Here is a 21,123-nt window from a genome sequence, read left to right as displayed (position 1 = left end):
CGCCGGCTACGGCCGCGCCGGCTACGGCCGATTCGACCGGCGAGCCGGCCGACCGACCGGCTGAGCGGGCCACCCCACCGGTGCGTACCGGTCGGGTCGCGGCGGCCCAGCCGTCGGCCGAGGCGGTCGACCCGGCGGTCAGCCAGGAAGAATCCGGGGCGGACGCTCCGCAGCACGGTGACACCGAGCAGCCCCCCGCGCCCGACGAGCGCTGAGGCGCTGGCCGCGGCCGTGTTCGCCCAACCCGGGTCGGGGGTCCGGTTCGACTGGGGTCTGGCGGGCGCGGCCGAACTTGGCCGCGTCTGCGCGGCACTTGTGGTGGTGGACGTCCTGTCGTTCACCACCACCGTCGAGGTGGCGGTGGGGCGGGGGATGCGTGTGCATCCGTTCCCCTGGGGTGAACAGGCCGCCGCCTATGCACGCCGGGTCGGCGCGGTGGCCGCGACCGGCCGCCGGCAGGTCAGCCGCGAACATCCGTGGTCGCTGTCGCCGGCCGCACTGAGCCGGGCGCCTGTGGTGCCCGATCTGGTGCTGCCGTCGCCGAACGGGTCGGCCATCAGCGCCGCCGCCAGCGCCACCGGGCTACCGGTGGTCGCGGCCAACCTGCGCAACGCCCGCGCCGTCGGGCGCTGGCTGACCAGTCAGGGGTACGGCTCGACCGCCGCCGCGATCGGCGTGGTGGCCGCCGGTGAACGGTGGCCGGACGGGTCGTTGCGCCCCTCGGTGGAGGACCAGCTTGGCGCAGCAAGCGTGCTCGACGCCCTGTCGGGCGCGCCGGGCGGGCTCTCCGTGGAGGCGGCCATGGCGCTGGCCGCGCTGGCCAGCACCCCGGACGTGCCGGCGGCGATCCGCGGCTGCGTCTCCGGCCGTGAGCTGATCGAGGGCGGCTTCGCCGAGGACGTCGAGATCGCCGTCCGCCTCGGCACCTCCCACGTGGTCCCACTGCTGCGTCAGGGCGTCTTCTCCGCAGCCTGACCGCTGGCGGTCGGTTGGCGACCCGGTGCCGACAAAAACGTCATGTCACTCAGACATGACTACGTCTGAGTGACATGACGCCGTGCGTGAATCGTTGTCCCCGGAGTCGGCACATCACCACGTGTCGGTGCCGAATCGCAGGATGTCCAACCTGGACTGGCTAGTCGTCCAGCCAGTCCAGGCGACGGCCGCTGCGGTCCTGGGGCGCTGCGTCGGGCCGGCCACGGCCGGCCTGTGCCGGATCGCCGTATCCGCCGCCCTGACCGTAGCCACCCTGGTCATAGCCGCCGCCGCGCTGGCGTGGCGGCTCCTGGCCGTACCCGCCACCGGCCGGGGGCTCCTGGCCATATCCGCCGCCGGCCTGGCCGTTTCCGTAGCCGCTCTGGTCGTATCCGCCGTGTGGGGGTGCGTCCTGGCCGTATCCGCCGCCGGCCTGGCCAGCGCCGTAGCCGCCCTGGTCGTAGCCGCTGTCGTAGCTGGTGTTGTCGTAGCCGCCGCGCTGGTGCCCGGCGTCCTGGCCGTAACCCCCGGCCGGCTGGTCGTACCCGCCGTTGGGTGCCGCGCCGTAGCCGCCACCCGGCTGTCCCGCAACGTAGCCGCGGCCCGGGTCGCCCTGGCCGTAGCCGCCGCCCGGCTCACCCTCGCCGTAGCCGCGAGTCGCGTCGCTCTGGCCGTAGCCACCCGGCTCACCCTGGCCGTAGCCCCGGGTCGGGTCGCTCTGGCCATAGCCACCGGCGGGCTCGTTGCGGCCGTAGTCGCCGCCGGCCTCGCCACGCCCGTAACCGCCGGTTTCGCCCCGCCCGTAGGCACCAGGCTCGGGCTGGCCGTAGCCCTGGCCAGCCTCCGGCTGGTACATGCCGGTGGCGTACGGGTCGGCGGGGGCCGGGTAGGCCGTCTCCTCGCCCTTGTAGCGGCCGGTCGGCTCGTCGTACCGCTCGCCGTAGCCGGCACCGCCGCCCGCCGGAGGGTAGTCCGGGCCGGCGTTGCCGGCACCGTAGTCGCGGCTGCCGTAGCCACTACCGGAGGACGGGGTGGGGTTGCCGTAGCCAACGCCGGAGGACGGGGTGGGGTTGCCGTAGCCACCGCCCGACGAGGGGGCGTTGCCGTAACCGGGCGCGCCGTAACCGCCCGGCTCGTCACCGTAACCGCCGCCGGCGGACCAGCCGCCCGGACCGCTCGCCGCGCCGTAGGGCTGCGGCGGTGCGCCGTACGGGTCCGGCGGGACGTCGTCCACGACCGGCTGGTGCATCATCGTCGGCGCGTTTGCCAGTCCGGGGCCGCCGACAACTGTCGGGTCCGGCGCGGCGCCCACCCGGTTCACCACCCTGGTCTGGTCGTCCGCACCGGCGAAGGAGCCGCGGGCCGCCGGGACCGCGCCGGCCGGAGCACCGGCGGGCACGTCACCGTCCGGCTCGCCGTCCTCGTTCTCCTTGCGCTTCATCCAGAGCAGCACGATCGTGCCGACACCGACGGCCACGAAAAGACCGCCCAGCAGAATGAGCAGCCAGTTGCCGAAGCCGCCGGAGTCCTCGTTGGAGGCCGGAGCCTGCGCTGCGGCGCTCTCGGCGGGGGTCTCCTCCTCGCCGAGTTCCTCCTCGAACGGATCCTCGGTCGGCACCGCCGACTCGCTTGCCGACGGGCTGGCGCTCGGGCTCTCCGAGGCCGCGATCGGGAGGGTGATCCGCCGTCCGGTGATGCTCTGCCCGGCGTTCGCGGTGAAGCTCGCCACGGCGTTCTTGCCGTCGGCGCTCGCGCCGACGTCGATCCGCCCGGGCGCGATCGGGTTGTCGCTGCTACCGGTGAACCGGAAGTTGCCGTCGCCGTTGGTGGTGGTGTCCCGCTGCTTGCCGGCGCTGTCCTTGAGCAGGACGTACGCGCCCGCCACGGCCTCGCCACCCTGGTCGACGACCTTGCCGGAGACCGACCGCACAGTCTGCGGCGCCTGCGTCGTCGGCGGCGGCGAGGGCGCCTGCTCACCACGGACGGTGAGCTGGAGGTTGGCGGTCGCGGGTTCGGAGCTGTCCGGCTGTACCTGAACGGTGACGCCGGTCGAGCCGTTCCGCGCGTTGTCGTTCGCCCGCAGCGTCAGCAGCTGCGTCCTCGGCGCTGGGCCGTTGAACTGGATGCTCCCACAGCCCCTGGCGCAGCTCACTCCAGAGGGGAGGCCGGTCAGACTGATCTCGGCGCTGGTGTCATCCTCACCCGGGGTCACCTGCACGGTCACCGTGGCGTCGCTGCCCGCGTTGACGGTCACCGAACCGGGCACGACGTTGACGGAGGCGGCGAAGGCGGGTGTGGCTGGGACGGCGAGCAGGGCACCGATCATCAGCGCCACAACCACACCGGCCCGCTTGTGCCAGGCTCGTCGGTGTGTTGACACGTCCACCGCCTTCCGGACTGACCTCCCCTGACCGGCGGGTGCCGGGCCGGGGAACATCACGGTACGAATACGCCGTCGGCAACTATGCCTTGTCTGGCCGGATCGGCGCGACCCAGGGCCAGCGTGACGGCCGGCGCGATCACGCCGTATCGTCCCGTCGTGTCCTCTCCGTACATTAAGTCCGCCTCGGTAGCGGCGGCGCTGTCGGCGCTCGACGAGGGGCGTGCACCCGAACGGTCGGTGCTCCGCGAGGCGGTCAGGGCCTTGTTGGCCCTCCTCGCGGACCGCGCCCCCGGCCGATCGGTGGAGGTGCGTGTCCCACCTTACGGTGCAGTTCAGTGTGTTCCGGGGCCGCGACACACCCGCGGTACTCCTCCGAACACGGTGGAGATGGATCCGGAAACCTGGCTCGGGTTGGCCGCCGGGCGACTCGACTGGGCGCGGGCGGTCACGGAGGGTCGCGTAACGACGAGCGGGGCGCGTGCGGACCTGTCCGCGTATCTGCCGCTCGAACTGGAGTGACGGCTGAGACAGGATGACACAAAGCAGCGACAGTGTGACTGTATGTGGCGACATGGATTCGCGTACACTGTCAGGCGACGACAGTGTGGTCCCGGCCGAGGAGTGCGGAGCGACCCCCGTGGTTCCGCCAGGCCAGTCCAGACCAGCAAGAGGGAGCGGCAGGTGCCCCGAGGCGACGGCCGGCTGAGCCACGACCTTGATCCCCAACGACCCGGCCCCCAGGACGCCTGCGGTGTCTTCGGCGTCTGGGCCCCCGGCGAGGAGGTCGCCAACCTGACCTACTTCGGGCTGTACGCGTTGCAGCACCGGGGCCAGGAGGCGGCCGGCATCGCGGTGAGCGACGGCTCCGGCGTGGTGGTCTACAAGGATCTCGGCCTGGTGGCCCAGGTCTTCGACGAGCCGACCCTGGCCAGCCTGCGCGGGCACGTCGCGATCGGGCACGCGCGTTACTCCACGACCGGCGCGTCGACCTGGGAGAACGCCCAGCCGACCATCCGGGCGACCACGTCGGGCACGACGATCGCGCTGGCCCACAACGGGAATCTGGTAAACACGGCCGAGTTGCAGCGTGAGGCGGCCGAGCGCGGCCAGGGCGCCGACGGATCGACGAACGACACCTCGTTGGTCACCATGCTGCTGGCCAGCCGGCCGGATCTCTCCGTCGAGGCCGCTGCGCTGGAGGTGCTGCCCCAGCTGCGAGGCGCGTTCAGCTTCGTCTTCATGGACGAGTCGACCCTCTACGCCGCGCGCGACCCGCACGGGGTGCGACCGCTGGTGCTGGGCCGACTGGAGCGCGGCTGGGTGGTGGCAAGTGAGACCGCCGCGCTGGACATCGTCGGCGCCAGCGTGGTCCGCGAGGTGGAGCCGGGCGAGCTGATCGCGATCGACGCGGAGGGGCTGCGGTCCACCAGGTTCGCCGCCCCCGAGCCCAAGGGCTGCCTCTTCGAGTACGTCTACATCGCTCGGCCGGACGCCACAATCGCCGGCCGAAACGTGCACGCCGCCCGGGTGCAGATCGGGCGTCAACTGGCCAAGGAACACCCGGTCGACGCCGACCTGGTGATTCCGGTGCCTGAGTCCGGCACGCCGGCGGCGATCGGCTACGCCGAGGAGTCCGGCATCACCTACGGCGCCGGCCTGATGAAGAACCCGTACGTCGGGCGTACCTTCATCCAGCCGTCGCAGACGCTGCGTCAGCTCGGCGTCCGGCTCAAACTCAACCCGCTGCGGCAGAACGTACGGGGCAAGCGCCTGGTGGTGGTCGACGACTCCATCGTCCGCGGCAACACCCAGCGCGCGATCGTCCGGATGCTGCGCGAGGCCGGTGCGGTGGAGGTGCACGTACGCATCTCCTCGCCGCCGGTCTCCTGGCCGTGCTTCTACGGCATCGACTTCGCGACCCGCGCCGAACTGCTCGCCAACGGCCTCGACAACGACGGCATCCGGCGGTCGATCGGCGCGGACACGCTGGGCTACGTCTCATTGTCCGGCCTGATCGCCGCCACCGAGCAGCCGAAGACCCGGCTCTGCCGGGCCTGTTTCGACGGGGAGTACCCGATCGAACTGCCGGTCGGCAACCTGATCGGTAAGCACGTGCTCGAAGGGATCGGCCGTCGGGTCGCCAACCGTACGGCCGACGACATCGAACCCGCCGAGCAACTCGTACCGCCAATCGACGGCAGTTTCGGCGACCTCGAACCGTCGGCGACCACACACCGCCCGTAGCACCACCCGGCTGCGGCGCCGGTCACCGTCGACGCGGCAGCCGAGAAACACAAAGGGGAGAACCGTGACGCACGTGTCCGAGCGCAGCGGCGCAGGAAGCAGCCCGAGCGGCGCTGGCGGGGACCGTCAGCCCTGGACGGCCGGTTCCGGCCGCCCGGCGCGCAAACGCTCGGTCTCGTACGCGGATGCCGGGGTGTCCATCGAGGCGGGTGACCGCGCGGTGGAGCTGCTCAAGTCGAAGGTGAAGCAGACCCGCCGGCCGGAGGTGATGGGCGACCTCGGCGGCTTCGCCGGCCTGTTCCGGCTGGACACCACGAAGTACAAGCACCCGATCCTGGCCTCCTCCACCGACGGCGTCGGCACCAAGCTGGTGATCGCCCAGCAGATGGACATCCACGACACGGTCGGCATCGACCTGGTCGCGATGGTCGTCGACGACCTGGTGGCCTGCGGAGCGGAGCCCCTGTTCCTGCTGGACTACATCGCCACCGGCGAGGTGGTGCCGGACAAGGTCGCCGAGATCGGCGCCGGCATCGCCGACGGCTGCCGCTACGCGGGCTGCGCGCTGCTGGGCGGGGAGACCGCCGAGCACCCGGGTGTGCTGCGCCCCGACGAGTACGACATCTCCGCCACCGGCGTCGGTGTGGTGGAGGAGAGCGAGATCCTCAGCTCCGAGCGGGTCGAGGTGGGCGACGTGGTGATCGCGATGCGGTCGTCCGGCCTGCACTCGAACGGGTACTCGCTGGTCCGGCACGTGCTGCTCGGTGCCGGCCGGATGCGTCTGGACGTGGTGATCGACGATTTCGGCCGCCAGCGCACCCTCGGCGAGGAGCTGCTCACCCCCACCAAGATCTACGCGCAGGACTGCCTCAAGCTGATCGCGGAGGCCGACGTGCGGGCCCTGGCCCACGTCACCGGGGGCGGCATCCCCGGCAACCTGGTGCGGATCCTGCCGGAGCACGTGGACGCCGTGGTCAACCGGTCGACGTGGAAGCCGCAGCCGGTCTTCGACCTGATCCAGTCCAAGGGGCGGATCGAGGACCCGGAGATGGAAGCGACGTTCAACATGGGCGTCGGCATGTTCGCCATCGTGTCGGCGGAGGACGCCGACCGCGCGCTGGCCACGCTCACCGGTCGTGGGGTCGACGCCTGGCAGGTCGGCGAGATCATCGACGGCACCGGAGAGGTGCGGATGGTCGGCCAGCACACCCGAGGATGATCACTTTTCGGTGATTGTCCGACCACCTGATCAGGGCTTCACCCGAGTGGCCGTCGCCGCCTAGCCTGAAGGGCACCCTCGAAAGCTGTGGGGCGCGCCCATGCCGGGTCGCGCCCGGCAGCCCAAGACCGCTACGGAGGAGGGCGATGGCTGCGCGGGGACGGTCATTGGGCGGGATGCGGGGCCTGGCCACCGTCCCGTCGTACGTCGTGATGCAGCCGACCACCCTCTGCAATCTCGACTGTGCGTACTGCTATCTGCCATTTCGGGCGGCGGACCGGCAGATGCCGGTGGCGGTGGCCGAGGCGGTGGCCGCCTCGGTGAACCGGTGGGCGTCCACCGACCGGTTCTCCGTGGTCTGGCACGGCGGGGAGCCGCTCGCGGCCGGTCGGGAGCGGTTGGCGGCGCTGATGGCGCCCTTCGGGCCCGAGGTGGAGCACCACGTCCAGACCAACGCCACCCTTATCGACGACGCCTGGTGCGAGTTCTTCGCCGAGCACCGGATGCGGGTCAGCGTGAGCGTGGACGGGCCGCGGGAACGCAACGGCGAGCGGGTCACCCGGGCGCACCGACCGGCGTACGACCGGATCGTCCGGGGGGTGTCCGCGCTGCGTCGGCACGGCCTGCCGTTCTCGGCGCTCGCGGTGGTCAACGACCCGTCTCCCGGCCGGGCCACCGAGCTGTACGACTACTTCCTCGACCTCGGGTGTGAGGTGCTCGGCGTCAACATCGAGGAGACCGAGGGAGTCAACACCCGGGACAACGCCCACGAGGCCTCGGCGGTGACCGGGTTCTGGGCCGAGCTGCTCTCGGCCTGGCGGCGGAATCCCCGGATCCACCTGCGGGAGGTGGAGTGGTCGTTGCGGTACGCCGCCGCGGTGCTCGACGGTACCGCTGACGACCTGCTGCCCCGTCGGCTCGACCCGATACCGACCGTGGCGTACGACGGCTCGGTCGTGGTGCTCTCGCCCGAGCTGGCCGGCTTCACCGACCCCCGCTACGGCGACTTCACCAGCGGAAGTGTGCTCACCACCCCGTTGCACACCATCCTGGCCGGCGCGGGGCGCACCCCCTGGGTCGGCGAGTTCATCGACGGTGTGGAGGCGTGTCGCTCCTCCTGCCCGTATTTCGGTTTCTGTGGCGGTGGCCACGCGGCCAACCGCTACTTCGAGCTGGGGCGTTTTGACGGTACGGAGACCGAGCACTGCCGCAACAGCAAGATCCGCCTACTGGAGGGAGTGTTGGAGCATGCCCGAGATCACCAGTCACCGGGAGCCTGAGACCGTGACGGGAGACGAGCCCGACCGGGTCGCCGACCGGGTGCGGGAGGCGGCTGCCGGGCTCAACGCCCTGCTCCACGAGGCCGAGGTCGCGCGTCAACTACGGGCGGAGGTGGCGGGTGGCGACGGGGCCAGTGCGGTCTGCGCCTGGAACCACTTCGAGAACATCCCGACCTTCTACAACTGGAACAACCGTCCCCGCTGACCAGTCGGTGTCGAGGGCCCGCCACGCCGCCGGAGCATCGTCCGGCCGTGGCGGGCCCTCGACTCGTCGGGTGCTGCATGCCGCTGTGTAGCGGGCACATGCGTGAGCACGCGGGCAGTCACCGCGTGCTCAGATGTGACCGGGGGTCAGCGGGTCGGACGGACCCAGTTGTCCGGGTCGTCGTCGGAGTGGTCCTCGTCATCGTCGACGTACTCTTTGTAGTCGTCGTCGAAATTGCGGTCCGACTTGCCGCTGCCGCCGAGTTCTCGCTGCAAGGCGGCGAGGTCGGTGTTCGGGGAGTGGTACTTCAGCTCCCGGGCCACCTTTGTCTGCTTGGCCTTAGCACGGCCGCGCCCCATGGCTCGACCCCCTCGCACAGAATGCGGGGCAGCCCGAAGGCGGGCCCCGATGACGTCAGGCATCTCTCGTGGCTCTTACGGTACATGGGGATGCCACCGTTCGGCACCTCGGGTTACCTATGACCATGGCCGCGCGTTGCGGTTGTCAGGTCGTCACCCAGTGTACCCGGTAAGGAGCGATGCCGGGAACGGTCCTGACATGGGGCAAATCTCCACGAACGCGTCGTATCTTCAGCTTAGTCGCCCAGGGACGTCAGGGGCGGGACCAGCGGCCCGCCCCCGACGGCGCGTCGTCAGCGCAGGTGGATCGCGCGCAGCCGGCCGATCTCGGCCATCCGTCGCTCGGCCAGCCGGTCGGCCGCCACGGCCGGCGGTACGCCGTCGGTGTCGGCGAGGCGGAGGATCTCCCGCGTGGTGTCGTAGATCCGGGTGGCGCGCAGCTTGGCCCGCTCGAAGTCGAAGCCCTCGATCTCGTCCGCGACCTGGATCACACCGCCGGCGTTCACCACGTAATCGGGGGCGTAGAGGATGCCCCGGTCGGCGAGCAGCTTCTCCACGCCCGAGTGGGCGAGCTGGTTGTTGGCCGCCCCGGCGACCACCTTGGCCCGCAGCGCCGCCACCGTGTCGTCGTCCAGGGCGCCGCCGAGGGCGCAGGGGGCGTACACGTCGATGTCGGCGGAGACGAGCGCGGAGACGTCGTCGACGAGGTGGACCTCGGGGTGCGTGGTGCGGGCCCAGTCCAGCGCCCGCGGGCTGACGTCGGTGGCGACCACCTCGGCCCCGTCCTCCACCAGGTGACCGACGAGGTACTTGCCGACCTTGCCCAGCCCGGCGACGCCCACCCGTCGGCCGTGCAGGGTCGGTACGCCCCAGACGTGCTCGGCCGCCGCCCGCATGCCCTGGAAGACGCCCCAGGCGGTGAGGATCGAGGAGTCGCCCGCCCCGCCGTGCTCGACGCTGCGGCCGGTGACGTAGCGGGTCTCCCGGGCGATCACGTCCATGTCCGGCACGTAGGTGCCGACATCGCAGGCGGTGTAGTACCGGCCGCCCAGCGACTGCACGAAGCGGCCGTAGGCGCGCAGCAGCGCCTCGCTCTTGATCTGCTCGGGGTCGCCCCAGATGACCGCCTTGCCGCCGCCCAGATCCAGGCCGGCGAGGGCGTTCTTGTACGCCATGCCGCGCGAAAGGTCGAGCACGTCGGCGAGGGCGGCGGCCTCGCTGTCGTACGGGTAGAAGCGGGTGCCACCGAGTGCGGGACCCAGCGCGGTGGAGTAGATGCCGATGATCGCCTTCAGGCCGGTCTGCTTGTCCTGGCAGAACACGACCTGCTCGTGACCCGTGGACTCCGGGTCGTCCGTGGTGGCGAATACGCCCATGACTGGCTCCTGTGTCGGCGGGCGCCCTTGTGAGGCGCGGACCTGGTCAACGTCGGCGGGGATGCTGCCGGTGCTGCGAGCCTAGTATCGGCGCGGGCCGCGCCGCTCTCCCGAGTAGTCGCCGTCCCGCCCAGCGGGCGGCCCGTCCCGGCTCCGCAGTCGCCGCGAGCAGGCGGTCGCTAACCGGCTTTGCCCGGATTGGTCCTGCGCCGCGCCGTGTCGCGCGGTGACGCCGAGCAACGCTCGGCTTGCCGCTCGTGGGAGGATCGCGCCGTGCCGTCGCTCTTCGCTTCATACCTGCGCGTGTACGAGCCGCTGACCGCCTTCGACCGGGATCGCCAGTCCTACTGGCGCCGCTACGTCGAGCAGGGGCGGGCCGTCGCGCCGGTCGAAGGGCCGGGCCGGCAGCGGACTGCCGTGATCGAGGCGCTCGGCGCCGGTTGGACGCGGCTGCCCGATCTCCCGGACGAGGCGTACGTGCTGGAGACCGACGAGACCCTGCTGGTGTGCCCGTGGAACCTGCGGATCCGGGTGGCCGAGGCGGCGTTGAGCGCGCGGGACGGCGTACCGCCGGTGCTGGCCGACGCCTTCGTGCCGCCGGTGCTGGCCGGGCAGGCCAAGGCGGTGGTGGAGGACTGGCGCAGCGGGGCACGGGTGCTGGAGCACGGGGTGCCCCGGGTGCACGAGCAGATCGCCACCTGGGGCGTGCCACTGCGCTGGTTCGTGCTCTTCGAGGCGCAGGAACGCAACCACGTGACCGTCCCCGACCGTCGCTCGCTGCGCTTCCGGACGGAGATCTCCAAGGCGCGTCGTCGTTCGTCCCGGGCGCTCGCGGTGCTCCGCAAGTCGGTGGGCGACGCGCCGATCACGGAGGCGGTCGAGGAGGCCGCCCGCTGGCTTGAGGAGTTCCACCCGCGTTCGGTTGTGGAACTGGACTACGGCGGGCTGGTCGAGCTGCTCTCCGACGAGACGCTGGCCGAGGACGACTCGCCGGAACTGGTCGCGGCCGGGTTGGCCGGGCTGTCCCGGGGCGAGGCGGAGGAGGCCTCGGCGGCGTACGACAAACTGGTGGCCCGGTGGCGCGCGGTGCAACTTCTGGAGCGTTGCAACTAGGTCACTAATGTCCTAACTTCAGGCTCTAACGCGAGGCTGCTTCGTAGTTGACGCATCACGAACCGTGATCATGAGTCCGAATAAGTTACTTTCTGGCGTGTAAAAGTCGTATAAATCGGGCATGGTTCATCCGTCCGTCTAGGGACGTTCGGCCGTTCGGCCCATGTCGGACATCGGGGACTAGCCGGACCATGGGAGACGCGTCGGCCGGCGGGACCCCGGCCGATGTCTATACATGTGGAGGAGTGACCGATGGCATCGCGAACGCACGAACCAGAGCCGCTACTCACACCGGCCGAGGTGGCGTCGATGTTCCGTGTCGACCCGAAGACGGTGACCCGTTGGGCGAAGGCTGGCAAGCTGAGCGCCATCCGGACCCTCGGCGGGCACCGCCGATACCGCGAGTCTGAGGTCAGGGCACTGCTGCAGGGGCAGATTCCGCAGCAGCGCCAGGGGGACTGACCACCCGGTCGATAGCAGCGTTTCGCGAAGGGCGGCGGACTCGTTCCGCCGCCCTTCGCCATGCCCGGCGAGGCCCGGAAGCGGATCAGAGTCTCACTCGGTCAACTCGACCCGGATGCCCACGGTGCCGCCCTCGCCCCGGCGCAGCCGGCTGCCCAGCAGGGTCAGCCGGCCGATCACCCGGTACTTCTGCTTGATCAGGCCACGGATGCGGTTGGTCGCGCCGGCGTCGTAGAGGCTCGCCCGGGCAGGCACCGCCTCCCCGTGCGGCCGACCCCGCACGTCGCAGGGGGCCACCGTGACGTTGCCGCTGCGGCGGATCCGCTTCACCTTGCCGGCGTCGGCCGCCGACCACACCGCCAGGGCGTCGCCGTCGCGGACCGCCCAAACCGGGGTCGGCACCGCACGGCCGTCCTTGCGAAACGTCGTCAGGAGGATGTACTTCTCCGCGGATAGGCGGTCCAACGTGGTCACGCCGCCAGGATACGGGCGCTGCGGCCGACTGACCGGCCGGATAGCGTTAAGCGTGTGACGGGGGAACCACGGATCGGTGACGTCTTCGGGGAGATGCTGCGCGACGCGCTGGCCGTGTCGACCGGGATCGGTCCCCGGCCGCTTGCCGGTGGACGCCTGCCCCGCCCGGTCATCGAGATCATCGAGCGGGACGACGGGCTGGTCAACGGCGCGCCGGCCGCTCACTATCTCGACCCGCCGCAGGACTGGCAGCCGCACGACCATCGGGCTGTCGACCGGGTACGCGGCGCGACCCTGGATGTCGGGGTCGGCGGCGGCCGGATCGCGTTGCTGCTCCAGGAACGGGGCGTACCCGTCACCGGGCTGGACACCTCGGCCGGCGCGTTGCGGGTGTGCCGCCGGCGGGGCGTACGCGACCTGGTGCACGGCACAGTCGACGAGCACGCCAGCGCGAGCGGGCGGCGGTACGACACCTTTCTGCTGCTCGGCAACAACCTGGGCCTGATCGAGGGCCGGGCACGGGCTCCGGTCTTCCTCGCCGCGCTGGCGGCCCTGGCCCGCCCCGGTGCGCAGGTGATCGCCCACGGCACCGACCCGTACGGCACCCGGGATCCGGTGCACACCTCGTACCACGAGAACAATCGGCGACGGGGCCGCCTGGGCGGGCAGCTGCGGCTGCGGCTGCGCTACCGCGAGCTGGGCACACCCTGGTTCGACTACCTGGTCTGCTCACCCGAGGAACTCGCCGAGCTGGTGCACGGCTCCCCCTGGCGGTTGGCCGACGTGGACGACCGCGACGCACCGTACTATCTGGCCACCCTGCGGCTGACCGGCTGATCGGGCCGAGTTGGCGTACGGGGCGCAGTTGACGACCGGGCCCCCTGCCGCGCCGGAGGCGTCAGCAGAGGGCCCGGGCGGCGTTCTCGCTCAGACCTGGATGGTCGGCGGAAGCTGCTCCGGGGGCAGGCCACCGTCGCCGTCGACCACCTCGTCGGGCTGGCCGTCCTCGTCGATGTCGACCATCGTGACGTCCACCTTGCCGTCCCCGTCGGTGTCGAACTGGAACAGGTCGGCCTTACCGTCACCGTCGGTGTCGACCACCCACACGTCGGTACGGCCGTCGTTGTTGGTGTCGGCACGCAGCAGCTCGACGCGCTCGTCGCCGCGCGTCTCGACGGTTCCCTCGGCGCCCGCGCCGTCCACGGTCTCCGGTGCCTGGCTCATCTGCTCGTCCTTCCCTCGGTTGTCGGCGGTCTGTACCCGATCCTGTCCGCCCCCACGCATGGGACCGGGGCCGGCGCTGCATAGGGTCGCAGCATGACTGAGCGGAGCGTACGGGCTGACACCCGGCGTGGCGGCGACCCCGCGCGCCGGAGGCGTCTGCGAGGGACCGATTCTCACTGTGCGGTGGTGTCGCGATGACTGAACGGTTCGTGGTGGTCGGTGCCGGCACGATGGGTCTGGGCATCGCGTACGTGGCGGCCGGCAGCGGACACGCCGTGGAACTTGTCGAGGTGGACCGGGAGCGGGGCGACGCGGCGGTACGGCGGCTCGCCGAACTCTGGGAGCGGGCCGTGCGGCGTGGCCGGCTCAGCGCCGAACAGGCCGCGGCCGACCGGGCGCGGATCACCCTGCGGGCAGGGCTCGCCGAGGTCGCCCCGGCACCGGACGTGATCGTGGAGGCGGTACCCGAACGGGCCGACCTCAAGCGGGCCGTGCTCGCCGAGGCCGAGGCGCTGGGCCCGGCGCTGCTGGGCAGCAACACCTCAAGCATCCCGATCGCCGACCTCGCGGCGGAGCTGACCCGGCCGGAGCGTTTCTGCGGGCTGCACTTCTTCAACCCGGTCTGGGCTATGGCGCTGTTGGAGATCGTGGTCGGGCCGGCCACCACGCCGCAGACCACGGCCGCGGCCGTCACGCTCGCCGGTCGGCTGGGCAAGGACCCCGTCGTGGTACGCGACATGCCGGGCTTCGCCACGTCCCGACTGGGCGTGACGCTCGGGCTGGAGGCGATCCGGATGGTCGCCGACGGGGTCGCCAGCCCCGCCGACATCGACAAGGCGATGGTGCTCGGCTACCGGCATCCCGTCGGCCCGCTGGAGCTGACCGACCTGGTCGGCCTGGACGTACGCCTGGATATCGCGCGTACCTTGCAGGCCGCGTACGGTGACCGGTTCGCCCCGCCGCCGCTGCTCGTGGAACTGGTCGCCGCCGGCCGGCTGGGCAAGAAGTCCGGGCAGGGCTTCTACCTGTGGAGCGACGGTAAGCGCTCGGGCGGCAGCGAGCCGTTCGAGGCCGCCGGCAGCGCTCCGGCGGCACCGCCCCCTGGCGACGCGGGCGCACCGCCGGAGGTGACCCGGTGAGTGGACTGCGGGTCGAGGAACAGCCCGACCGGATGGTGGTCACGCTGGACCGGCCGGAGAAGCGCAACGCCATCGACACCGACCTGATCGCGGCCCTGCACGAGGTGTGCGCCGAGTTGGAGGCGCACCCCCGGATGCTGCTGCTGACCGGCGGCACCGACGGGATCTTCGCCGGTGGGGCGGACATCGCCCAGTTGCGGGAACGCGGCCGGCTGGACGCCCTGGCCGCGATCAACTCGGCGGCCTTCGCCCGGATCCGGGCGCTGCCGATGCCGACCGTGGCGGCGATCGACGGCCCGGCCCTCGGCGGCGGCGCCGAACTGGCGTACGCCTGCGATCTTCGGGTCTGCTCGGAGCGGGCGGTATTCGGCCAGCCCGAGGTGCGGCTCGGCATCCTGGCCGGTGCCGGTGCCACCCACCGGCTGCCGGCGCTCGTGGGCGAGGCGCTGGCCAAGGAGTTGCTGTTCACCGGCCGGCGGGTGGACGCGGCCGAGGCGCTGCGGATCGGCCTGGTGAACCGGGTGGTGGCCACCCCGGACGAGCTGCTGCCGGCGGCGCACGCGCTGATCGACGAGATGGCCAAGGGCTCGGCGTTGGCGCTGCGGTTGACCAAGCTGGCCGTCGACGCCCCGGCCGCCGCACATCCGCAGCTTGACCTGGTGAGTCAGGCGGTGCTCTTCACCGACGAGGAGAAGCAGCGTCGGATGACCGAGTTCCTCGAACGGCGGCGCTAGAACGCCCGGAAACGGCGACGGCCGCACCGTGCGCGGTGCGGCCGTCGGCGTCTGTCGGCGTCTGTCGGCGTCTGTCGGCGTCTGTCGGATCAGGAGGCCAGCGCGGCCAGTGGTACCTCGGCGTCGGCGAGCGCCCGGATCACTGCGGCTGACTCGCTGAAGCCGATGATCAGCACCGCGTCGGCCCCGAACTCCTTGATCTGCTTGGCGCCCTCACCGAAGTTGATCGGGGCGGCCTCGGCGTCCTCGCCGGGCTCGTAGCCGAGCAGCTTCACCTTGTCGCCGCCGAATCCGGCCCGCTCCAGCTCGGCCCGGACGACCTCGCGGAGCCCCTTGCCGTAGGAGTCCTCACGCGCCACGATGGCGATCTTCTGTGGGCCGTCCCGGAGGATCACGTCGGCCAGCGCCCGCCCCTGGAGGCTGTCCGGCGGAGCGGTGCGGAAGTAGAGACCCTTGTCGTCGGCGTCGGTCAGGTCGGCCGCCGTGTTCGACGGCGAGAACAGGATCAGGCCGGCGTCCACCACGTCGGGCAGTACGGCGGCGGAGATGCCCGAGCCGCCGGCACCGATGATCACGTGTACGCCGGCGTCGATGTGGCTCGCCACTGTCGCCTTGGCCACGGTCGGGCTGGTGCCGTCGTCGCCGTCGATCCACACCACGTCCTCGCCGAGCACCCCGTCGGCCGCGTTGATCTCCTTGAGCGCCAGCGCCGCACCGGCCGCGATCGGCGGGTTGGCCAGGGCCAGGTCACCGCTCTTGGGCAGCAGGCCGCCCAGAACCAGCGGCGCGCCGCTCGCCGGGTCGGCGAAGTCGCCGTCCTGCCGCTTGGCCTTCGGCGGTGTCTTCCGGCTCGCCGTCGACTCGTCACCGGCGCCGACGAACTCGGTCTTGGCGTCGTTGAGCTGCTGGCCGTCGAAGTGCAGGGTGGCGTAACTGGCGGTGGCCGGCTCGCCCGCGTCCGTGAACCCGGCCCGGGTGATCGACACGCTGCGGTACTCGATGTCGGTGCCCTGGCGGGCCAGCCGCAGACACTGGCTCACCGAGGTGCAGCCGGTGCCCCCGTTGGTGACGCCGACGATCTGCTTGGCGATGGCCGCCGGATCGGTCGACCCGGCGAGCTGCGCCGCGAGTGCGCTGATCACCACCGCGTCGTACGCCTCGGCGGCGTAGAGGTAGTCCGTCAACCTCGGATCCACGGACCGTAGCCGGTTCTTGAAGTTGTCCGGCAGCGGCGTAAGGGGGGTGGTGCCCTTCATCCCGTCGACCAGACCGGCGCGATCCTTCAACTCCTCAGGGTACGAGTTGAGCATGTTGCCGTCCGTGCCGTAGAGGCGCACCTGTTGGGCGGCCGCCTCCTCGGGCTGGTCATCCCCGCAGGCGCTGGTGGCGAGCAGGACCGTGGCGCAGACAGCCAGGATGGCCGTCCGCGAGCCGCGTGACATGTGCATGGTCGTCCTTCCTCGGGCGAAGGTCCGCTGCGCAGACTAGCGTGCCGTGACGGGCGGCGGGACCGTGGAGGCCGGCCTATCCGCAGGTCGCCTCCGCCATGTACGGAGAGTAACCATGGTGGGCTCCTTGACTGGCACCCGTACTGTGCGGTCCGTGACCGACTCGCCACAGCAGATGTTCGAGGATGCCGCTGCCATTCTCAGCTCGGCCCTCGATGGTGACTCCGATGCGGTGGTGGGGACCTTCGACGAGGTGGTCGACCGGGCCGGCCTGGCCGGTGCGTACGACGTGGCCTGGTGCCTGGCCGCGACGATGGTCGGCGATCCGGTGCCGCCCGGGGCCTGCGCCCTGGATTTCCCCGGCATCGACCAGGCCGGGTACGACGCTCGGTGGGTGGCCCGCTTCGTCAGCGCGTACGCCAACGGCGACCTCGACACCGCGCGGGCGCTGTTCGGTGCGGCGGCGGCCGACGGGCTGCTGCCGGAGTGTCTACTCACCCTGGCCGGCTCGACAGTGGCGACGCTGCGGCATCGGGCCGCCTGACCGTTCGCGTCGATCGTCGCGGTACCCGGTGCGCAGCTCATGCCGGTGAGTGGATAAGTGTCGCGGCATAGCGGGAAAGCAGCTCGTGCCAGCCGGCGGTCAGGGCTCGCCGGTAGCCTTCGGCGGCCGGGCCGTGCCGATCGAAGTGCCGGTGCGCCACCTCGACCAGGGTGCCGGATTCGGCGGGGGTGAAGAGGACCTCCACCTCGCTGGCCCGCGCCGGATCGGGCACCGGCACGCGATCCGCGTCGATCTGCCAGGTGAACACCAGCCGGCGGGGCGGATCCCAGGTCAGTACCCGCCCCCAGTCGTTACGGAATCCGTAGGGCCCGATCTCGTAGAGCATCCCGCCGGGGCGGGGCTCCATGCCCAGCTCGGCCAGGAGGGCGGGCCCCGACCAGGTGTACTCGATCACCCACCAGTCGACGAGCCGACCGGTGAAGACCTTGTACGCCCGCTCGGCGGAGGCAGGGACGAACAGGGTGCTGCGGAGCCCGAACCGCTCAAGATCCTGCTGGATGTCGGTAGGATCGGCCATCCCCTGTCCCATAGGCCCGGACCATACCGGCTCGTGCCTCCCTGCGCAGCTTCCTCCGATGTCCGTCCCGCCTGATGATCGACGCACTGGCCGGCTTCGATCGATGATGCGCTGTCGATGCGCCCCTCGTCGGGATGGCCGACCGCTGAGCGGGTATGCGCGGCGGGGACGTCGCCGGGCGGTCCGCGACGGTGAGGCGGAGCGGGAACATGACAGACAGCGAAGAGCCCTCGGTCCTCGGTGCCGGACGGCCGACCGGGCCGGACGGTGGTGGCGAGCCCGAGCCGGACGTGCTGCTCGACGTCCCGAAGCTCTCGGTCAACTCGATCCAGCTTTCGGTGGACCGGCTGGACGCCGACCTGTCCCTACGGGCCCGGCTCGCCGGTCTGCTCCAGCTGGACGTCGGTGTCCGCGTACACGTCGAGGGCGTCGAACTCGACATGGCGGGCGTCGAGGCCCAGGCCCTGCTGAAGGTGCGCCTGGAGAAGCTGGTGACGATCCTCGACCGCGCGCTGACCACGATCGACCGGAACCCGCAGGTCATCGACGCGTTGGCCAGCACCGCGAGCGCGGCCCTGGAGGACGTGCACCGGGTGGCGGGAGAGACTGCCGCCGTGGGCGAGCAGGTGGCCTCCGTTGCCGCACCCGCCGGGCCGACGGTGGTCCGGGCCGAACCCGCCGTCGGGCGGCCCGGCCTGGTGACGGACCGGACCGCACCGGCCGCTGCCCGGACCGTCCAACGGGCAGGCCAACCGCCCGCCGGAGCTGGCCGGCTCCTCGATGAGCGGGAGAATTCCCCGAGCCCTTCGGAGCGGGCAGCCGGCGGGTCAGGTCCTGCGGCTGGACAGCCGGGCGGGTCAGGTCCGGCGGCTGAGCAGCCGGGTGGCGCGACGGACGACCTGGGGCAGCAGGTGGGTGCCATCGGTGCGGTCGCCGACCGGGCACCCAGACGTGAACCGGACGACCAGGCTCAGGTCCAGGGCCAAAGCCGGGACTACGGCCAGGATCGGAACCGCAACCAGGGCCAAGGCCGGGAGTCGGAGCGGGCCGACGACCGGGATCCGAGACGGGGCCGGGGAGCGGAGCGAGAGGAACCGGCCGGCGGGCATGGCCGGGGCCGGGAAGGGGCTGCCTCGTCGGAGCACGGCCCGCCCGGCTCCAGCACTCGCCAGCTGGCCGAGCAGGCGGGAGAGACGCTCCTACAGGCCGGCCGCAGCGTGTGGGAGGCGATCCAGAGCGGCATCGCACAGCGCCGACAGCAGGACCGGTGAGCCGGTCGGTGTCAGTTGAAAGCGGTCACGGCGAACCGGATGCCGTGCCGCCGCGGGCCGACCGGGCCGAGAGCGTACGCCCCGAGGGCCAGCCGATCACCCGCCACCGCACGAGACACCGCAAGTCGCGCTTTCCACCGACCTGGAGGCCGCGACTTGCCGCAACCCGCGCCAACTGAGCAGCAGCAGTGCGAGCCGGGCCATGCCGTCACCCCTTCCGGTCGGTGCAGCAGTTGTCGGGGCAGCCCGAGGCCGAGCCGGCGGTGATGTCGGCGACCGCAACGGGTACGCAGTCGTCGCAGTGCTCGCCACGCCACGCCTGCACGCCTTCCCGCACGGCGACCCCGGCGATGACGAGCCCGGCGATCGGATCCGCCCAGGACCAGCCCCACAGGGCGTTGAGAAGCAGACCGACGAGCAGCACCGCGGACAGGTACGTGCACAGCAACGTCTGGGTGGAGTCGGCCATGACCGTGGCGGAGCCGAGTTCGCGGCCAGTGCGACGTTTGGCGGCCACGAGCAACGGCATGACGATCAGCGAGGCGACGGCCAAGCCGATCCCGACCGGGCTGGCATCCGCCTCTCCGCCGCCCAGCAGCGCGCGGACCGCGTCGAAGCTCACCCAGGCGGCCAGGGCGAAGAAGGACAGGCCGATCAGCCGCAGCGCCAGCCGCTCGCGGTCCTCGGGCACCCGGGAGCGGAACTGCCAGATCAACACCGCAGCGCTGGAGACCTCGACGAACGAGTCCAGGCCGAAGCCGATCAGGGCGGTGGAGGAGGCGGCCGCGCCGGCGGCGATGGCGACCAGGCCCTCCAGCAGGTTGTAGCCGGCGGTGGCGTAGGCGAGCCACAGGCTGCGTCGGGACAGCACCGCCCGCCGTTGCGAGGTGACGACCGAGATGCTCACGTCTGCGTCCCGGTCGGGGTGCCGCAGGAGCAGCTACCGCCGAAACAACAGTCGGCATGCCGACGCCTGCTTGCCCACCACCAGGACAGGCCAGCCAGGACGGCCAGGGCGACGGCGACGCCGGGCAGGGAGCGGTTGGCCGCCGCCCACCCCGCGCCACCGATGAGCCCGACGGCCAGCAGGACCGGCAGGACGCAACAGGCGGCGCAGGCCGCCGCCGCGAGCCCGGTCAGACCGGATGGCAGCAGGCGGCGCGCCCGGTCGGCAGGGGATCCCTTCCGACCTCTCCTCGCGGTTCCACGGGCCCTGAGGTCGGCGGCGGGGCGCACCTGCGGGCCGGTCCAGGTCGGCAGGGGCTCAGTGTCCGGCATTGTCGTTCCTCTCGGCGAGTTCAGCGAAGGGCAGCGGGCAGCAGGGGCTGTCAGCGCAGACGACCAGGTCGTCACAGCCGGCGGAGATGGCGGCGCGCAGGGTGTCCCGGATGACTGTCAGGTCCGTCAGCTTCTGCTCGATCTCGGCGAGTTTGTCCCTGGCGCGGGCTTGCAGCCCGCTGTCGGTACGGCGGCCGTGCCGGTGGCGGCCGGCGTCGAGCAGGTCGGCGACCTCGTTGAGGGTGAAACCGAGACGTTGCGCCGTCTTGATGATCCGTAGCAGGGTGACCGTCTCGACCGGATAGATCCGGTGCCCGCCCGGCGACCGCTGCGGGGAGGTCAGCAGCCCACGTCGTTCGTAGTAGCGCAGGGTCTGTTGGTTGACCCCAGCCGCATCGGCCAGTTCCCCACTGCGCAGCCCGTCCGGCGTCATCTCCGCCGCCGTACGGAGGCGGCCCGGTCAGCGAGGGCGTCCAGCACGTCGACCTGCGCCGCTGGCACCCGCACATCCAGGGTCAGCGAGTCCGGGTCGGATCGGGACAGGTCGAAGGTGAAGAACGAGCAGCACGACGACTCGCGTGCCGTCAGATCGCGGGCGGTCTCCGCCACCTGTGCCGCGCTGTCGAGCCGCAGCCGCAGATGCCGCGCCGACACCCGCTCCGCAGCGCGTACGGCTTCGCCCAGGAACCTGTCGAACTCGGCGAGCCGCAGCGGTCGTTCCGCCGTCGGCAGGGTGCAGGCCTCCGGCACCCACGCCGCTCCGGCCTCTCCGGTGGTGATGTCCTGGTCACTCATATCCCGACGGTAAGCCTGTACCCGGGTACCGGATGCAAGCTCCGGAGCCGGACATTGACCTC

At 71.6% G+C, this 21,123-nt stretch carries 24 protein-coding genes; 13 read left to right on the top strand and 11 right to left on the bottom strand.

Annotated features, from left to right (window positions below; all coding sequences use genetic code 11):
* Positions 1-219: 219 nt before the first annotated feature.
* Positions 220-975 carry a 2-phosphosulfolactate phosphatase gene (locus CLT74_RS20890; RefSeq protein WP_099852503.1) on the top strand — a complete coding sequence of 252 codons (756 nt, stop codon included), beginning with the start codon at positions 220-222 and terminating at the stop codon, positions 973-975.
* A gap of 160 nt (positions 976-1,135) precedes the next feature.
* Here the strand turns inward: CLT74_RS20890 and CLT74_RS20885 are convergent, their stop codons facing one another.
* Positions 1,136-3,412 (bottom strand): carboxypeptidase-like regulatory domain-containing protein, encoded by a 2,277-nt coding sequence (locus CLT74_RS20885; RefSeq protein ID WP_158240283.1) that lies wholly within the window; start codon positions 3,410-3,412, stop codon positions 1,136-1,138.
* A 102-nt stretch (positions 3,413-3,514) separates the two neighbouring features.
* Here CLT74_RS20885 and CLT74_RS30505 point away from each other — a divergent pair, with 102 nt between their 5' ends.
* The 5 genes from CLT74_RS30505 (at position 3,515) to amcA (ending at position 8,306) form a co-directional block, all read left to right on the top strand.
* Positions 3,515-3,877, top strand: a complete 363-nt coding sequence (locus CLT74_RS30505) for a sterol carrier family protein (protein WP_158240306.1) — start codon at positions 3,515-3,517, stop codon at positions 3,875-3,877.
* Positions 3,878-4,039: 162 nt separating this feature from the next.
* Positions 4,040-5,602: an amidophosphoribosyltransferase gene (gene purF / locus CLT74_RS20880; RefSeq protein ID WP_099848109.1), complete on the top strand. Its 1,563-nt coding sequence runs from the start codon at positions 4,040-4,042 to the stop codon at positions 5,600-5,602.
* A 64-nt stretch (positions 5,603-5,666) separates the two neighbouring features.
* Complete coding sequence (purM, locus tag CLT74_RS20875; RefSeq protein WP_099848107.1) at positions 5,667-6,821, top strand: phosphoribosylformylglycinamidine cyclo-ligase; 1,155 nt, start codon at positions 5,667-5,669, stop codon at positions 6,819-6,821.
* Between the two features lie 176 nt (positions 6,822-6,997).
* Positions 6,998-8,101: a cyclophane-forming radical SAM peptide maturase AmcB gene (gene amcB / locus CLT74_RS20870; protein ID WP_486582749.1), complete on the top strand. Its 1,104-nt coding sequence runs from the start codon at positions 6,998-7,000 to the stop codon at positions 8,099-8,101.
* Positions 8,070-8,306 carry a multiple cyclophane-containing RiPP AmcA gene (amcA, locus tag CLT74_RS20865; protein WP_099848103.1) on the top strand — a complete coding sequence of 79 codons (237 nt, stop codon included), beginning with the start codon at positions 8,070-8,072 and terminating at the stop codon, positions 8,304-8,306. The genes amcB and amcA overlap by 32 nt, the downstream gene beginning before the upstream one ends.
* Positions 8,307-8,452: 146 nt before the next feature.
* On the opposite strand, the gene CLT74_RS20860 is transcribed toward amcA, so the two are convergent.
* Together CLT74_RS20860 and CLT74_RS20855 are read right to left on the bottom strand one after the other, a co-directional pair.
* Complete coding sequence (locus tag CLT74_RS20860; RefSeq protein ID WP_093403828.1) at positions 8,453-8,665, bottom strand: DUF3073 domain-containing protein; 213 nt, start codon at positions 8,663-8,665, stop codon at positions 8,453-8,455.
* 293 nt (positions 8,666-8,958) lie between these two features.
* Positions 8,959-10,041, bottom strand: coding sequence for a Glu/Leu/Phe/Val dehydrogenase dimerization domain-containing protein (locus CLT74_RS20855; RefSeq protein ID WP_099848101.1), 1,083 nt, complete (start codon positions 10,039-10,041; stop codon positions 8,959-8,961).
* Positions 10,042-10,314: 273 nt separating this feature from the next.
* Between CLT74_RS20855 and CLT74_RS20850 the strand changes: the two genes are divergently transcribed.
* On the top strand, positions 10,315-11,154 hold the full coding sequence (locus tag CLT74_RS20850; RefSeq protein ID WP_099852500.1) for a DUF8083 family protein: 840 nt from the start codon (positions 10,315-10,317) through the stop codon (positions 11,152-11,154).
* A gap of 252 nt (positions 11,155-11,406) precedes the next feature.
* Positions 11,407-11,616, top strand: coding sequence for a BldC family transcriptional regulator (locus CLT74_RS20845; RefSeq protein WP_007073996.1), 210 nt, complete (start codon positions 11,407-11,409; stop codon positions 11,614-11,616).
* A gap of 93 nt (positions 11,617-11,709) precedes the next feature.
* Here CLT74_RS20845 and CLT74_RS20840 read toward each other — a convergent pair whose 3' ends face one another.
* Positions 11,710-12,090, bottom strand: coding sequence for a PPOX class F420-dependent oxidoreductase (locus tag CLT74_RS20840; protein WP_099848098.1), 381 nt, complete (start codon positions 12,088-12,090; stop codon positions 11,710-11,712).
* 54 nt (positions 12,091-12,144) lie between these two features.
* On the opposite strand from CLT74_RS20840, the gene CLT74_RS20835 reads away from it, so the two are divergent.
* Entirely contained in the window at positions 12,145-12,927 is a 783-nt protein-coding gene (locus tag CLT74_RS20835) for a methyltransferase domain-containing protein (RefSeq protein WP_099848096.1), read from the top strand.
* Positions 12,928-13,017: 90 nt separating this feature from the next.
* Here the strand turns inward: CLT74_RS20835 and CLT74_RS20830 are convergent, their stop codons facing one another.
* Positions 13,018-13,314 (bottom strand): hypothetical protein, encoded by a 297-nt coding sequence (locus tag CLT74_RS20830; protein WP_099852498.1) that lies wholly within the window; start codon positions 13,312-13,314, stop codon positions 13,018-13,020.
* 194 nt (positions 13,315-13,508) lie between these two features.
* Here CLT74_RS20830 and CLT74_RS20825 point away from each other — a divergent pair, with 194 nt between their 5' ends.
* Both CLT74_RS20825 and CLT74_RS20820 read left to right on the top strand, forming a co-directional pair.
* Entirely contained in the window at positions 13,509-14,453 is a 945-nt protein-coding gene (locus CLT74_RS20825) for a 3-hydroxyacyl-CoA dehydrogenase family protein (RefSeq protein WP_099848094.1), read from the top strand.
* Positions 14,450-15,187: an enoyl-CoA hydratase/isomerase family protein gene (locus CLT74_RS20820; protein WP_199172231.1), complete on the top strand. Its 738-nt coding sequence runs from the start codon at positions 14,450-14,452 to the stop codon at positions 15,185-15,187. The genes CLT74_RS20825 and CLT74_RS20820 overlap by 4 nt, the downstream gene beginning before the upstream one ends.
* A gap of 89 nt (positions 15,188-15,276) precedes the next feature.
* On the opposite strand, the gene CLT74_RS20815 is transcribed toward CLT74_RS20820, so the two are convergent.
* Entirely contained in the window at positions 15,277-16,635 is a 1,359-nt protein-coding gene (locus tag CLT74_RS20815; protein ID WP_099848092.1) for an ABC transporter substrate-binding protein, read from the bottom strand.
* Between the two features lie 154 nt (positions 16,636-16,789).
* On the opposite strand from CLT74_RS20815, the gene CLT74_RS20810 reads away from it, so the two are divergent.
* On the top strand, positions 16,790-17,179 hold the full coding sequence (locus tag CLT74_RS20810) for a hypothetical protein (protein ID WP_099852494.1): 390 nt from the start codon (positions 16,790-16,792) through the stop codon (positions 17,177-17,179).
* 37 nt (positions 17,180-17,216) lie between these two features.
* On the opposite strand, the gene CLT74_RS20805 is transcribed toward CLT74_RS20810, so the two are convergent.
* On the bottom strand, positions 17,217-17,729 hold the full coding sequence (locus CLT74_RS20805; RefSeq protein ID WP_099848089.1) for an SRPBCC family protein: 513 nt from the start codon (positions 17,727-17,729) through the stop codon (positions 17,217-17,219).
* A 197-nt stretch (positions 17,730-17,926) separates the two neighbouring features.
* Here CLT74_RS20805 and CLT74_RS31470 point away from each other — a divergent pair, with 197 nt between their 5' ends.
* Positions 17,927-18,988 carry a hypothetical protein gene (locus tag CLT74_RS31470; protein WP_486582435.1) on the top strand — a complete coding sequence of 354 codons (1,062 nt, stop codon included), beginning with the start codon at positions 17,927-17,929 and terminating at the stop codon, positions 18,986-18,988.
* Positions 18,989-19,196: 208 nt separating this feature from the next.
* Here the strand turns inward: CLT74_RS31470 and CLT74_RS20795 are convergent, their stop codons facing one another.
* Genes CLT74_RS20795 through CLT74_RS20785 form a run of 4 tightly spaced genes read right to left on the bottom strand, consistent with a single transcriptional unit; the run spans position 19,197 to position 21,061 of the window.
* Positions 19,197-19,895, bottom strand: coding sequence for a cation efflux transmembrane domain-containing protein (locus CLT74_RS20795; RefSeq protein WP_099848086.1), 699 nt, complete (start codon positions 19,893-19,895; stop codon positions 19,197-19,199).
* Positions 19,892-20,266: a hypothetical protein gene (locus CLT74_RS30260; RefSeq protein ID WP_143697192.1), complete on the bottom strand. Its 375-nt coding sequence runs from the start codon at positions 20,264-20,266 to the stop codon at positions 19,892-19,894. The genes CLT74_RS20795 and CLT74_RS30260 overlap by 4 nt, the downstream gene beginning before the upstream one ends.
* Positions 20,253-20,699, bottom strand: a complete 447-nt coding sequence (locus CLT74_RS20790) for a MerR family transcriptional regulator (protein WP_099848084.1) — start codon at positions 20,697-20,699, stop codon at positions 20,253-20,255. Before CLT74_RS20790 ends, CLT74_RS30260 begins: the two co-directional genes overlap by 14 nt.
* Complete coding sequence (locus CLT74_RS20785) at positions 20,696-21,061, bottom strand: hypothetical protein (RefSeq protein WP_099848082.1); 366 nt, start codon at positions 21,059-21,061, stop codon at positions 20,696-20,698. The genes CLT74_RS20790 and CLT74_RS20785 overlap by 4 nt, the downstream gene beginning before the upstream one ends.
* Between the last annotated feature and the right edge of the window lie 62 nt (positions 21,062-21,123).

It is taken from the genome of Verrucosispora sp. CNZ293 (assembly GCF_002754655.1).
The sequence above is the reverse complement of the archived record's forward strand: the minus strand, read 5'-3'. Positions and strand labels throughout refer to the sequence as shown.